The 13,384-nt window shown below is 46.8% G+C and carries 12 protein-coding genes; 9 read left to right on the top strand and 3 right to left on the bottom strand.

The window, feature by feature from the left end; all coding sequences use genetic code 11:
- Positions 1-188 precede the first annotated feature (188 nt).
- Together dnaK and dnaJ are read left to right on the top strand one after the other, a co-directional pair.
- Positions 189-2,120 carry a molecular chaperone DnaK gene (dnaK, locus tag KFE96_RS01925; RefSeq protein WP_255834340.1) on the top strand — a complete coding sequence of 644 codons (1,932 nt, stop codon included), beginning with the start codon at positions 189-191 and terminating at the stop codon, positions 2,118-2,120.
- 94 nt (positions 2,121-2,214) lie between these two features.
- Positions 2,215-3,360, top strand: a complete 1,146-nt coding sequence (gene dnaJ / locus KFE96_RS01920; RefSeq protein WP_255834339.1) for a molecular chaperone DnaJ — start codon at positions 2,215-2,217, stop codon at positions 3,358-3,360.
- A gap of 40 nt (positions 3,361-3,400) precedes the next feature.
- On the opposite strand, the gene KFE96_RS01915 is transcribed toward dnaJ, so the two are convergent.
- Positions 3,401-3,703, bottom strand: coding sequence for an ArsR/SmtB family transcription factor (locus KFE96_RS01915; protein WP_370650553.1), 303 nt, complete (start codon positions 3,701-3,703; stop codon positions 3,401-3,403).
- 114 nt (positions 3,704-3,817) lie between these two features.
- Here KFE96_RS01915 and KFE96_RS01910 point away from each other — a divergent pair, with 114 nt between their 5' ends.
- Positions 3,818-4,720 (top strand): permease, encoded by a 903-nt coding sequence (locus KFE96_RS01910; protein ID WP_255834337.1) that lies wholly within the window; start codon positions 3,818-3,820, stop codon positions 4,718-4,720.
- Between the two features lie 34 nt (positions 4,721-4,754).
- Here the strand turns inward: KFE96_RS01910 and KFE96_RS01905 are convergent, their stop codons facing one another.
- A complete protein-coding gene (locus tag KFE96_RS01905; RefSeq protein WP_255834336.1) occupies positions 4,755-5,348 on the bottom strand; it encodes a TetR/AcrR family transcriptional regulator in 594 nt (197 codons plus the stop codon).
- 190 nt (positions 5,349-5,538) lie between these two features.
- Here KFE96_RS01905 and KFE96_RS01900 point away from each other — a divergent pair, with 190 nt between their 5' ends.
- From KFE96_RS01900 to KFE96_RS01875, 6 genes are all read left to right on the top strand, one after another.
- Positions 5,539-6,783, top strand: coding sequence for a parallel beta-helix domain-containing protein (locus tag KFE96_RS01900; RefSeq protein WP_255834335.1), 1,245 nt, complete (start codon positions 5,539-5,541; stop codon positions 6,781-6,783).
- A 2-nt stretch (positions 6,784-6,785) separates the two neighbouring features.
- Complete coding sequence (locus tag KFE96_RS01895) at positions 6,786-7,844, top strand: SO2930 family diheme c-type cytochrome (protein ID WP_255834334.1); 1,059 nt, start codon at positions 6,786-6,788, stop codon at positions 7,842-7,844.
- 133 nt (positions 7,845-7,977) lie between these two features.
- Positions 7,978-10,686, top strand: coding sequence for a TonB-dependent receptor (locus KFE96_RS01890; protein ID WP_255834333.1), 2,709 nt, complete (start codon positions 7,978-7,980; stop codon positions 10,684-10,686).
- Between the two features lie 107 nt (positions 10,687-10,793).
- Positions 10,794-11,570 carry a 4-hydroxy-tetrahydrodipicolinate reductase gene (gene dapB / locus KFE96_RS01885; RefSeq protein WP_255834332.1) on the top strand — a complete coding sequence of 259 codons (777 nt, stop codon included), beginning with the start codon at positions 10,794-10,796 and terminating at the stop codon, positions 11,568-11,570.
- A gap of 10 nt (positions 11,571-11,580) precedes the next feature.
- A complete protein-coding gene (locus KFE96_RS01880) occupies positions 11,581-11,994 on the top strand; it encodes a DUF350 domain-containing protein (protein ID WP_255834331.1) in 414 nt (137 codons plus the stop codon).
- 12 nt (positions 11,995-12,006) lie between these two features.
- On the top strand, positions 12,007-12,864 hold the full coding sequence (locus KFE96_RS01875) for a serine protease (RefSeq protein ID WP_255834330.1): 858 nt from the start codon (positions 12,007-12,009) through the stop codon (positions 12,862-12,864).
- On the opposite strand, the gene KFE96_RS01870 is transcribed toward KFE96_RS01875, so the two are convergent.
- Positions 12,833-13,342, bottom strand: a complete 510-nt coding sequence (locus tag KFE96_RS01870; RefSeq protein ID WP_255834329.1) for a DUF2244 domain-containing protein — start codon at positions 13,340-13,342, stop codon at positions 12,833-12,835. The two genes, KFE96_RS01875 and KFE96_RS01870, sit on opposite strands and share 32 nt — an antisense overlap.
- Positions 13,343-13,384: the final 42 nt, after the last annotated feature.

Below are 13,384 nucleotides of genomic sequence, written 5' to 3'. Positions count from 1 at the left end.
AAAACTTACATTTTTTATTGGCCTTGAGGCTTGCGGGGCGCTCAGGCCAACCCTATATAGGCTTCGAAAGAGGTTGTTCCTTTGTGCGCACCTCTATTGTTAACAATAATCTAACTAAGCCCTAGAGGCTGCATTCTGGTGCTCCATGAGGCCATTCAGCAGTCGGCTATAACGGGATGAGGTATAAAATGGGTAAAGTAATTGGTATCGATCTGGGTACAACAAACTCCTGTGTATCCATTATGGACGGGTCTAAGCCAAAAGTAGTTGAAAACTCTGAAGGTGCACGTACTACACCTTCTATCGTTGGTTTTACAGATGAAGGCGAGCGCCTCGTTGGTCAGGCAGCTAAACGCCAGGCAGTGACAAATCCGGGTGATACACTCTTCGCTATTAAGCGTCTTATTGGTCGCACTTTTGATGATCCAACAACGCAAAAAGATAAGGACATGGTTCCTTATGAGATCGTTAAAGCTGATAACGGTGACGCGTGGGTAGAAGCAAAAGGCGATAAATTCTCTCCAAGTCAGGTTTCTGCAATGATCCTTCAGAAGATGAAGGAAACAGCAGAGAGCTACCTTGGTGAAGATGTAGATCAGGCTGTTATTACAGTTCCTGCTTACTTCAACGATGCTCAGCGTCAGGCAACAAAAGATGCCGGTAAAATCGCTGGTCTTGAAGTTCTCCGCATTATCAACGAGCCAACAGCAGCTGCGCTTGCTTATGGCCTTGAGAAAGAAGACGGTCACACAATCGCTGTATTTGACCTTGGTGGTGGTACATTCGATGTATCCATCCTTGAAATTGGTGATGGTGTATTCGAAGTAAAATCCACAAATGGTGATACGTTCCTTGGTGGTGAAGATTTCGACATGCGTCTTGTTGAATATCTGGCAGATGAATTCCAGAAGGAAAACACTGTTGATCTTCGCAACGACAAAATGGCACTTCAGCGCCTGAAAGAAGCTGCAGAGAAAGCGAAGATTGAGCTTTCTTCTTCTTCTCAGACAGAAGTGAACCTGCCGTTTATCACAGCTGATGCTTCTGGTCCGAAGCACCTTCAGCTTAAGCTGACACGTGCGAAGCTTGAAAGCCTTGTTGCTGATCTTGTTCAGCGTACACTTGAGCCTTGTAAGAAAGCGCTTAAGGATGCTGGTATTTCAGCAGGCGAGATTAACGATGTTGTTCTCGTTGGTGGTCAGACACGTATGCCTAAAATTCAGGAAGTGGTTAAAGAGTTCTTTGGCCGTGAGCCACACAAAGGTGTGAACCCTGATGAAGTTGTGGCAATGGGTGCTGCTATTCAGGCTGGTGTACTTCAGGGCGATGTGAAAGACGTTCTTCTTCTTGATGTAACACCGCTTTCACTTGGTATTGAAACACTTGGTGGTGTGTTCACTCGTTTGATCGACCGTAACACAACAATTCCAACCAAGAAATCTCAGGTATTCTCAACAGCTGAAGATAACCAGGGTGCTGTAACTATCCGCGTATTCCAGGGTGAGCGCGAGATGGCTGCAGATAACAAAATGCTTGGTCAGTTCGATCTTGTTGGTATTCCACCAGCACCGCGCGGTGTGCCACAGATTGAAGTTGGTTTTGATATTGATGCCAACGGTATCGTGAATGTATCCGCGAAAGATAAAGGTACAGGTAAAGAACAGCAGATCCGTATTCAGGCATCTGGTGGTCTATCTGATGCTGATATCGATGCGATGGTGAAAGATGCTGAAGCAAATGCTGATGCGGATAAAGCCCGCAAGGAAGCTGTAGAAGCGAAAAACCAGGGTGAAGCAATGATTCACTCGGTTGAGAAAAACCTTGCTGAACATGGCGATAAAATTGGCGAAGAAGATAAAAAAGGCATCGAAGCTGCAATTGCTGAACTAAGAACAGCACTTGAAGGTGATGACCTTGAAGACATCAAAGCTAAAACTGAAGCACTTACACAGGCTTCAATGAAGCTTGGTGAAGAAATCTATAAAGCTAGCCAGGCAGATGCTGAAGGTGCGACAGACGCACAACAAGCAGATGCTGCTGCCAAAGCTGCGGAAGCAGACGAAGGTGATGATGTTGTAGACGTTGACTTCGAAGAAGTTGACGAAAACGACAAGAAATAAGGCAGCTGCCTAACGTCAAACATATAGGGAGCTGCCTCCAACACAGGGGGCAGCTCTTTATTTTGACTGGATGTGAAAGCTAAAGGGTAGCTTGATGTCAAAACAAGATTATTACGAGCTTTTAGGTGTTTCAAAAGACGCTGACGAGAACACGCTTAAAAAAGCGTTCCGTAAAGCAGCGATGAAATACCATCCGGATAAAAACCCGGGTGATGCGGAAGCAGAGAAAAAATTCAAAGAGATGGGCGAAGCCTACGACGTACTCAAAGACCCTGAAAAACGGGCTGCGTACGATCGTTACGGGCATGCTGCTTTTGAAAATGGTATGGGCGGTGGTGGCCAGGGTGGCCACGGCGGTGCTGGTTTTGATTTCTCTGATGTATTTGAAGAGTTTTTTGGTGATTTCATGGGCGGTGGTGGCCGCAGGCAGCGTGGTGGTCGTGGTGGCCCGGCGCGCGGCAATGATATGCGCTTCAACATGGAAATCAGCCTTGAGGATGCATTTGGCGGTAAAACAGATAAAATCACCGTACCAACATCTGTTGCCTGTGATCCGTGTGGTGGTTCTGGTGCCGAACCGGGGTCAAGCCCAGAGGTATGTGGTACTTGTGGTGGGCACGGTAAAGTGCGTGCGAACCAGGGTTTCTTTATGGTGGAACGTGCTTGTCATACCTGTCAGGGTACTGGCCGTGTTATCAAGAACCCATGTAAATCATGTCGCGGTGCGGGCCGGGTAAATAAGGAAAAAACCCTTCAGGTGAAAATCCCTAAAGGCGTTGAAGAGGGCACACGTATTCGCCTTGCAGGCGAGGGTGAAGCAGGCCAGCGCGGTGCGCCGGCGGGTGATCTCTATATCTTCCTTTCCATCAAACCGCATCCAATTTTCAAGCGTGATGGTGATTTGCTCTTCTGTCAGGTACCAATTCCGATGTCTACCGCTACACTTGGTGGGCAGATTGAAGTACCAACGATTGAAGGTAAACGTGCTCGGATCAAAATTCCTGAAGGCACACAATCGGGCCGTCAGTTCCGCTTGCGCGGCAAGGGTATGCCTGAGCTAAATGGCGGCTATGTTGGTGATATGATCATCGAAACCAGTGTGGAAACACCAGTGAACCTTACCAAACGTCAGCGTGAGTTGTTGGAAGAGTTTGCCGCAGAAGGTGGAGATAATGTTTCACCACGTTCTGAAGGTTTCTTCTCAAAAGTTAAGGATTTCTGGGAAGACCTGACCGAATAGATTTCGGTACATTTACAGAGATAATAAAAGCGTCAGCTTATCAGCTGGCGCTTTTTTCATGTCCCATACAGCATTCTTCCTGCAAAAAACTGATAAGCCCTTCTAAATGCTCAAAGTTTGGTAGGCAGAAGATTGTGCGGCTTTTCTTGTTTTGAGTGATTAATCCTACCTTTGCCATACGGCTCAGATGATGGGAAAGGGTAGAGTTTGGGATTTCCAGCGCCTTTTGAATATCGCCTACAGGTGCACCCTCATGGCCAGCTTTCACGAGAAAGCGGAAGATTGAAAGTCGGTGTATATTGCCAAGTTCAGCGAGGCTCGCCGCTACATTACTGTCATCCATCATTGTGATCTACTCGATAATATTTCGAAGTTTATGGAAATATAATTGACATAGCTCTTGAAATCAATATAGCTAATCATTATTTCGATATTTCTAGAAATATAGGAGTTTAAAATGTCCCAGCAAATGTATGACGTATTGGACATGTTTTTGTTTCTGGCCGTGGAACTATCAGTTTTGTTTCTTGGTATCAGTATGCTCGTGGGTGTTTTGCAGCGACATATTCCATCTGAACGCATTGAAAGCCTTTTAAGCGGCCATAGCAGGTATGGTTATTTCATTGCGGCAGGTCTCGGTGCTATCACACCCTTCTGTAGTTGCTCGACTATCCCCATGCTCAAAGGTTTGATCCGTGCCAAGGCTGGTTTTGGGCCTATGATGGTATTCCTTTTTGCTTCTCCGCTTCTTAATCCGGTTATTGTTGTACTGCTTGCAGCAACTTTTGGCGCATCTCTCACGCTCACCTATGTGCTTGCGGCGCTTCTTGTGTCTCTATTTGCTGGTTGGCTTCTGGAAGCCTTGAATTTCAGCCGGTTTATTCGCCCGGTAGAAGCAGAGGAGAAAATGGCATGTGGAGCAACAAATTGTGGTGATGCCGTAAAGACCAAAGGCAAGTATGCGGGTGTTTGGAAAGATGCCTGGAAGGATTTTGTTGGGGTTTTGCCGTATCTTCTAACAGGTATTGCGATAGGTAGTGTGATTTACGGGTATATGCCAACAGAGCTTGTAAGCAAGTATGCCAGCGCTGATAACCCGCTCGCTATTCCGGTTGCCGCTGTTATCGGTGTACCGCTTTATATTCGGGCTGAAGCGGTAATTCCTCTTGCTGGTGCGCTACTTTCAAAAGGGGTAGGTGCTGGCACCATTCTGTCACTTATTATCGGGAGTGCTGGTGCAAGTTTGACTGAACTCATTCTTCTCAGGTCGCTTTTCACCTCCAAGCTGCTGATAGCTTTTGTAACAGTGATCTTTTCAATGGCGATAATAGCAGGCTATGCAGCTTTTCTATTCTTTTGAAAATAAAAGAAAAGGCGCCTCAGGGCGCCTTCCTTTAACTGCTGATATAGCGAAGTACCATGATCTCAAGCTCATCAACCAGTTTCTGAGCGTCTTCTTCAGTTTCCTGTTCAATAGCAATATCAATAATCATGGATATCACCGTGGTACAAAGTTTGAGGATGGTATTATACCTGTCTGCAGGGAAATTAATACCTGTCGCGCTAAAGGCGAGTTGCATTAATTCCGTTACATCGCTTTCTTCGCTTGGCGTTACATCATAAAAACCAAGTTTAGCGTTCGCCCACCGGGTAAGCGCTCGGTAGGATGGGTGATTCCAGGCTTGTTTCCAGAAAGTTTGCAGCAGTGAATTTACGATTTCTGCAAGATCAGCATCAGAAGATAAGTCTTTTACTGTATCTTCAATAACAAGACGAACATCATTGAAGGCTTGTGTGTAGAGGGTGCTGAGAATTTCTTCCTTGTCTTCGAAATATTGGTAAACGGAACCAACAGGAATACCTGCTTTTTTTGAAATAGCCGTAGTGGTAACGCCTTCAACACCGTGAAGAAGAAGCAGGTCCTGTGTTACCTGCAAAATAGTTTGTACCCGTGCTTTTGCACGCGCCTGCTTTGGTAATTTTTTCATATTTACACCAGCTGTACGCTGTCTCCCCCCTTACTGCAAACCATGAAGTGCCATAAGGGCCGTCTGATTGCAAATAAAGAAAAGTGAAATTGTTTCATATTTTGTTGACACTACAGGTGTTTTTATGCACCCTAATATAGGCGGAATGGAACGTGCTGGAAGTTGGGGCTTCCAGACAAGGGGAAGAATAATGAACAAACTATTTAAGGTAGCGGCTGCCAGTATGCTTCTTATGGCAACAAGCCCTTATGCCTATGCTCAAGAGATAATTCAAATTGAAGCGGGTGAAAATATTCAGGAAAGCTTGCAGGAAGCGCTTATTCTCGCGGAGCCTGGTTCAACAATAGAACTGCCCGCGGGTAAATTCAGCTTCACTGGTGCTTTATCACTTGATGTACCTAACATTACGCTGCGCGGTGCGGGTATGGATAAAACTATCCTTTCCTTTGCGGAGCAAAAAACAGGTTCTGAGGGTTTGTTGATCACCTCAGATAATGTCTGGATTGAAGGGCTGGCGATTGAAGATACCCCGGGTGACGGCATTAAAGCCAAAGGCGTGGACACAATTTCCTTTATCAATGTGCGGGTTGAGTGGACAGGGGGCCCAAAAGCTGAAAACGGGTCTTATGGCCTTTATCCAGTTGAATCAAAAAATGTGCTTATCGATGGCAATGTAGTGATCGGCGCGTCTGACGCAGGCATCTATGTAGGGCAAAGCCAGAATATCATCGTGCGCAACAGCCGTGCGGAATATAATGTGGCGGGTATTGAAATCGAAAACTGCTATTTCGCTGATGTGTACGATAATGTAGCCACCCATAATACTGGCGGCATCCTGATTTTCGATATGCCTAACCTGCCTCAAAAAGGCGGCCATTCTATTCGCGTTTACAATAATAAAGCAGTGAATAATGATACAGCAAATTTCGCACCTCCCGGTAACATTGTTGGTACAGTTCCAATGGGTACAGGCATTATGGTGATGTCGAACCGGGATGTTGAAGTGTTTGGTAATGAAATGGCTGAAAATGCATCGGTGAATATGCTGATTGCCGCTTACCCGCGTGAATATAATGATCCTGAATTTAATCCGTTGCCGCGTAATATTTACGTGCATGACAACACATACGGTCGTGGTGGTTGGGCACCAGATGGTGTAGCGAAGGAAATGATTGAGCCGAAAACGGGCCTTCCAATCCCAGACATTGTTTGGGACGGTGCTGTTGGTGGTGTTTGGGCAGCCTTCTTTGGACCGGATGATGAAGATGCTATCCATATCAAGGAAAAAGATGGGACCACCTTCGCTAACCTTGATTTTGTCTACGATATGATTGTGCCGTGGAATGCTGGTATTGACCGGGATATTGAAGATTATAATGGTTCAATCCCACCGCGAGATCCTATTGTGTTGCCGCAAGATAAGGCTGGGAAGTAAACATGGTGGTTGCTGTGCGCTTTTTTGTTTTCCTGAGTATGATTGCTGCCTTCTTTGCAGAGCAAGCAGGGGCAGAGGTTAATGATGCAGCGCTGATGAAAAAGCGCCCGGCAAAATTGCTTTCTGATTATGGGTTGTTTTCTGATGTCTCGGCTCATACGCCTGCTGATGGTGTGTTGCCTTACAGTATGAAAATGCCGCTGTTTACAGATTACGCCCATAAATACCGTTTCGTTTATATACCTGAAGGTATGTCAGCCACATATTCAGAACATGAAGTGATGGAATTCCCTGTTGGAACCACGCTTATTAAAACCTTTGCGTATCCAGCTGATTTCAGAAAACCAGGTGAAAATATTCGGCGTATTGAAACCCGGCTTTTGATCCGTCAGGAAGCAGGGTGGAATGCGTGGGCTTATGTCTGGAATGAGGATCAAAGCGACGCCGTTCTCAAAGTAGCGGGTAAAACACTGCCGGTAAGCTGGATTGATGAAACAGGTGAAAGCCGCTCTATTGATTATGTTGTGCCAAACAAAAACCAGTGTAAAGGCTGTCATACCCTTGGGCGAGAATTCACCCCTATTGGCCCCAAAGCCAGATATCTGAACTTTAGTTATGAATATGACGACGAAAAGAAAAACCAGATCACAAAATGGGTTGAAACTGGTAAACTTAGCGGTGCACCAACACCTGATAAAGCGCCTACGGTTCCAGAGTTTGATGATTTAACGGCAAGCCTGGATCGCCGTGCCAGAGCTTATCTGGATATCAACTGTGCCCATTGTCACCGAAGTGAAGGGCCAGCTTCTACATCAGGTTTGTTTTTAACGTACGGAGAAACAAATAAAGTTACATGGGGGTATAAAAAAACGCCCGTTGCTGCAGGCAGAGGATCAGGCGGATTTTCTGTTGATATCGAACCTGGGCAGCCAGAAAAATCGATTTTACTGTACCGGGTAAATTCTGTGGATCCTGGCGTAATGATGCCAGAGGTTGGCAGAACGACAATCCACACTGAGGGGGTGGACTTACTTAAAGAATGGATCAAGAAGCTTGAATAAAAGGATGCTGTAAAAGTTTAAAAGGTTGCTGCAAGCTCGCCTCAAAAATGGGGCGGGCTATGATTGTTTTTGGGGAAGAAAGCAAATTCGTAGCAACCATTACTACCGGGAAGAAATATCATAGGAGGGGGTTATGAGTTTAAACCGTGCTGTATTATTAGCCGGAGTGAGCGTATCCGCTTTAGCTGGAGCTGTAGGGGCTCAGGCACAGGATACAAGTGATGGTGGGGCCCTGCAACTTGAAGAAATTACGGTAACTGCGCAAAAAAGGGCGCAGAACCAGCAGGATGTCCCTATTTCTATTAATGCGTTTTCTGCAAACTTTCTGCAGACAATTGCCGCGGAAAACCTGACAGATATCAGTACTTACACACCGGGTCTTGAAATCTCAGGGGTTACCCAGCCAAATTTCAGAATTCGCGGTGTTGAAACCAGTGATTTTGGTGTGGGGACTGACCCTGCGGTAGGTATTTTCATTGATGGTGTTTATGCGTCGCGTTCCGGTGCTGGGGTTATTTTCTTTAGTGATATTGAACGGATCGAGGTTCTTAAAGGGCCGCAAGGTACGCTTTTTGGCCGGAACACAGCAGCAGGGGCAGTTTCCATCATCACCCAGAAGCCAGACCTTGAAGAATTTAGTGCCCGTGTAAGAGCCAGATACGGCAAATATGATAAAAAGCTGATAGACGGAATGATTAATATCCCGTTCTCAGAAACTGTTGCTCTCAGGGCAAACCTGCTTGTGAACAAGCAGAATGGGTATGAGGATGATGCCCTTACAGGGGAAGATTACGGCAGGCAGGATAATGTGACAGGCCGCGTACAGCTTCGCTGGGAGCCAAGCGAGAGAACGGCCTTCAATCTTGCTTATGAATTTGATCATACTGATCAGGATGAAGAACGACCAATTGTTGGTGTGGCAAACGGCCAGTATAGAACAGCGCCAGATGCTTCTGAGTTGAATGATCTTCCGGGGCATGTAGATTTCCTCCATGCCGTGCTTGGTGCGCCCCAGGGCCTAACGCGTGAGCAGTTTGGGGCACTGCCGATCAATACGGTTACAGATATTCCGCTTGCAGCTTTTTATGCAAATTTTGCTGCGGCCGGTTACGTGCCGCCATCAGGAAACCCGGATTGGACTTTTTTCCGGTCTGGCAACAGTGTGGGCGGTGCTGATCCGTTTGGGCCGTTATCATCCGATATTGCAAATGGGGAAGAACGCCGGAACTTGGACGGTATTACCCTTACAGTTACGCATGAGCTTGATTGGGCGACATTCACGTCAATTTCTGCTTATAAAGCCTTTAATACCAATAATTTGCAGGATGAAGATGGTACTGCGGATGTAAATTTTTATTTTGATACAGATAATGTTGAAAGCAACAAGCATTTCTATCAAGAACTGCGTCTGAACGGAGTAACAGACAGGCTTACATGGACCGCGGGTGCCAGCTATTATTGGGAGAATGCCAAACAGCGCTCTGAAACCCATGCTACGCTCGATTCAATCGATACGCTTCTCTATAATGTGGGGGCTACACCGGGTATTCTGGCGCAGTCCTTTAATCCAGCAGACGGTATCAACGCCTGCGAAAGTATCTTCCTTGATAGTTTCAGTGGTTTTATCAGCTTTAACAACCTGCCGCTTAACTGTGTGGACCCCAGTCTGCCAGCCTTATCACTTGAGGCGATTTCCAATTTAGCGCTTACATCACTCAGCGGGCGGCTTTGGGAAGAAACCATGTTTGGTGAAGGTACATTCAATGCCTTTGCCGCGTTTGCAGATGTAACCTATGCGGTGACAGACCACTTGAATATTAATGCAGGCCTTCGCTACACCCACGATAAGAAATCATGGGAATGGTTCAATGATACGCGCACGATTGAGGGCAGAGAAAGGCTTGAAATCCCGGGTATTGGTAACCTTGCAGATATTATGCAGGGTATCCTTGCGAATGTTACAGGCGGCAGTGGTGATTTTGTCTTTGATGTTGGGGGCCTTGAAGGCATAGCGTTTGAGCGCAAAGACAGTTGGAATAATTTTAGTCCAAGGATCGCGGTAGATTATAAAATCACTGATGATGCGCTTATTTATGCATCCTGGGCGCGGGGGTATAAGGCTGGTGGTTTCAATACTGTGCAGATCAACAGCTTCTTCGATAATGAAACTGTGTGGAACATTGAAACCGGCTTTAAATCCCAGTGGTTTGAAGACAGCCTCCGGTTCAATATGTCCTTCTGGAAATATAAATATAACGATCGTCAGTCGATCAGGCTTCTTGAGGTAGATAGCAGCAGCGTTCCGCAGTATCTCACCCAAACAGAAGACATTTCCGGTAAAGGCATTGATCTAGAGCTTCTATGGGCACCAACCGGGAACCTGCGTTTCTTTGCTAACGGCGGCTATCAGGATATTACCTGTTCGGAAAACTGTGGCCGTTCCGCGGTGGGAGATCCAACGGGAGAACCTAAATACCGGATAAGTTTTGGTGGTGATTATATTTATCCACTTGGGGACAGTGGTTCACTTAATTTCCATGCTGATCATAGCTACACAAGCGCTCGCCGCGAAAATGGCGAATGCCGGGCCGTAAACACATGTGGTATCGTTTCCGTTGGAAATGTGATCTGGGAAACAGGGCTTGCCCAGCATTTCACCAATGTTCGTGTGGGATGGACCAATGCGGATGAAGATATCAGCTTCTCTTTCTTTGCGCGTAATATCTTTAATAATCGCTATGCGGGCGGTGCTGGAGGCCTAACCCGTGATACCTTTGGTACGCCTGTATCAAGGCTTACAGAACCAACCACATGGGGCTTTGATCTGATTTTCAATTTCTAGGCTAAAGCACTCCATTAGAAAAATTGATGAGGCTGGTTCTTCGCCAGCCTTTTCTTTTGGGCAAATGTCATGGTAGGCAGAAGGCAGACAGATTAAAGGGATGCATCATGCTGAAAGTTGGAATCATTGGCGGTTTGGGCCGAATGGGACAGGCAATTGCCGCTGTGCTTATTGGAAACAAAGAGGCAGAAATAACCGCAGTTTCTGAAATGGCGAGCCATAGCAAAATTGGCACTGAAGTATACGGTGTTACCCTATCAGATAATACGGCCAGTGTATTTGCATCCTCTGATGTTGTGATTGATTTCACGCCGCCCGGTAACACAGCAAAGCACGCTAAAATGGCGGCAGACACCGGTGTTGCTTTTGTGGTTGGAACAACAGGCCTTACAGAAGAAGACCATGCCGCTCTTGATGCGGCAGGCGAAAAAGCGGTGATTATTCAGGCTGGAAACTATTCTTTAGGGGTGAACCTGCTTATGGGGCTAACCCGTCAGGCTGCAGCAAAACTGGGCACTGATTGGGATATCGAAGTGGTGGAAATGCACCATAAGCACAAAGTAGATGCACCTTCAGGCACAGCGCTTATGCTTGGGGAAGCGGCAGCAGAGGGGCGCGGTAAGCCACTTTCTGATCTGCGCGCTGATGTACGTGACGGCATGACAGGAGAGCGTGAAGAAGGCTCAATCGGGTTCGCGACTCTTCGTGGTGGTTCTGTAATTGGTGAGCATGATGTTATTTTCGCAAGTGGTAGCGAACGTATCACGCTCTCTCACAAAGCAGAAAACAGAACTCTCTTTGCTGACGGTGCTGTGCGTGCAGCCCTTTGGACAAAAGGCCAAAACTATGGCAGATATTCCATGATGGATGTTCTGGGGCTTTAGGGGGAAGAAAATGGAACTCGCACTTAATTCATTACTGGACGGCCTGCCGTTTTTTTTGATCCATTCCGGTACAACGCTTTTGATGCTGATCATGGGTATGTTTATCTATACTCGCATTACCAATCATGATGAGATTTCCTTGATCAAAGAAGGGAATATTGCAGCAGCCCTTTCTTTTTCTGGGGCTACAATCGGCCTTGCACTGCCGCTGGCTTTCTCACTCGCAGCTTCTGTTTCCCTTTGGGATATTGTCTTCTGGGGGATTATTGCGCTTATCCTCCAACTTGTTGCGTTTCGTATCGTAGATATGTTTGTGAAAGACCTTTCAAAACGAATTGAAGCTGGTGAACTGGGTGCGTCGATCTGCCTTATCAGCGTGAAGCTTTCTACGGCCTTTATTAATTCGGCAGCAATCAGCGGGTAGAGACAGGCTCTCATGCGGCGTAAGTTTGAATTAGCGATCTATTTCGTTGTTATTGTCTTCTTTATTTTCCGTTATGCGGGAAGTGAGGGGGGTATTGAACGTCGCCCTGAGTTTGACCCTAAGCCAGTTATAGAGCCCCGGCCTGATTATGGTTCCAAGCCAGCGGTAAACCTTCCGCTTCCAACAGATGTGGCGAGCGCAGTTCAGGTTGAGCTTGAGGAAAAAACAACAAACGGCGTTGGTACCGCGTTTGCAGTAGACGGAAACGGTACCTATGTAACAGCCCGACATGTGGTGGACGGCTGTGCAGGGGTGTTTTTCATTGATGAAAAAAACAGGCTTTATCCCGTAAAATCAGCATTTAGCCTGAAAACCAGAGATTTCGCGATTATTAAAGCTGTGAAGGGCCCAGCAGTTCATTTTGATCTCACAGACAGTGTACCAAAACGCGGGCAGGAAGGCTTTATGATGGGCTATCCGCAAGGGAAACCCGCAGATGTACGCGCAGCGGTTATCGGCACTACTGTAATGCGCTCATCAGGGCGTTACCGTATGCGAGAGCCTGTTGTAGCATGGGTTGAACGCGACAGGCGCCCGGGCTTTAGTGGATCGCTCGGTGGTATTTCTGGCGGCCCGGTTTTCAATGAAGATGGTGTAGTGATCGGTACTGTTGTGGCAGGCTCTCCGCGTAGGGGCCGTGTTTATACGACCAACCCTCATGTTTTTGAAGAAACAGACCTGCTTGATGAAAGCCACAGAGGCAGAATTGCCAAGTTTGAAGAAGGTATATCATATTCAAACTATGATCTTATTGGCCGGAGGCTTCGGGCAGGAAGGCTTATTTCTCAGGTGTACTGCCGGGCTGGTTAGGGCTGCGATTTTTCCAGATGTATAGCTCTGTCTCCAGCTTTTCCTTCAGCTTTCGCTTTTCACCCGGTAACAGGAAACTGCCGATCACCACAGTTTGCTGATGTAAGCTGAGGCTAAGCTCATTCCTGTAGCGGTCAATTTTCCTGATATTCACTTTGGTCCAGTAGGGTTCAAACTGCCAGCTTTCCATCTTCCCGTTTGCGGCATAGCGCTCAACAATCAGCGAAGCTTCTGTCAGTTTGATTACTTCTCTTACGCGGGCACGGCGGTAATTCAGGTAGAAAGCAAACCACAAGGCCAGAAGGTCAAGCACCAGAAAAATCACAACAGGCCAGGCGCCAACGATATAGAACCGGATACTGCCGAGAATACACAAAACCATCAATATCCTGAGCAATATGGAAAAATGCTCAGGCTTTAAAGAACGGTGCGGATAAAGCACCAGATCAAGCTGGGTATCTGTACCTAATGCGCTCACAACTGCTTCCCTTGATAGCGCGTTATACGAGCACGGGGTAGC

Origin of the sequence: Kordiimonas sp. SCSIO 12603, assembly GCF_024398035.1 — a bacterium.
Taxonomy (GTDB): Bacteria; Pseudomonadota; Alphaproteobacteria; order Sphingomonadales; family Kordiimonadaceae; genus Kordiimonas.
The sequence above is the reverse complement of the archived record's forward strand: the minus strand, read 5'-3'. Positions and strand labels throughout refer to the sequence as shown.

What these genes read in the sequence shown, in the direction of transcription:
- dnaK (WP_255834340.1), top strand. Translation starts at nt 189, where the DNA reads ATGGGTAAAGTAATTGGTATCGATCTGGGTACAACAAACTCCTGTGTA.
- dnaJ (WP_255834339.1), top strand. Translation starts at nt 2,215, where the DNA reads ATGTCAAAACAAGATTATTACGAGCTTTTAGGTGTTTCAAAAGACGCT.
- KFE96_RS01915 (WP_370650553.1), bottom strand. Translation starts at nt 3,703, where the DNA reads ATGGATGACAGTAATGTAGCGGCGAGCCTCGCTGAACTTGGCAATATA.
- KFE96_RS01910 (WP_255834337.1), top strand. Translation starts at nt 3,818, where the DNA reads ATGTCCCAGCAAATGTATGACGTATTGGACATGTTTTTGTTTCTGGCC.
- KFE96_RS01905 (WP_255834336.1), bottom strand. Translation starts at nt 5,348, where the DNA reads ATGAAAAAATTACCAAAGCAGGCGCGTGCAAAAGCACGGGTACAAACT.
- KFE96_RS01900 (WP_255834335.1), top strand. Translation starts at nt 5,539, where the DNA reads ATGAACAAACTATTTAAGGTAGCGGCTGCCAGTATGCTTCTTATGGCA.
- KFE96_RS01895 (WP_255834334.1), top strand. Translation starts at nt 6,786, where the DNA reads ATGGTGGTTGCTGTGCGCTTTTTTGTTTTCCTGAGTATGATTGCTGCC.
- KFE96_RS01890 (WP_255834333.1), top strand. Translation starts at nt 7,978, where the DNA reads ATGAGTTTAAACCGTGCTGTATTATTAGCCGGAGTGAGCGTATCCGCT.
- dapB (WP_255834332.1), top strand. Translation starts at nt 10,794, where the DNA reads ATGCTGAAAGTTGGAATCATTGGCGGTTTGGGCCGAATGGGACAGGCA.
- KFE96_RS01880 (WP_255834331.1), top strand. Translation starts at nt 11,581, where the DNA reads ATGGAACTCGCACTTAATTCATTACTGGACGGCCTGCCGTTTTTTTTG.
- KFE96_RS01875 (WP_255834330.1), top strand. Translation starts at nt 12,007, where the DNA reads ATGCGGCGTAAGTTTGAATTAGCGATCTATTTCGTTGTTATTGTCTTC.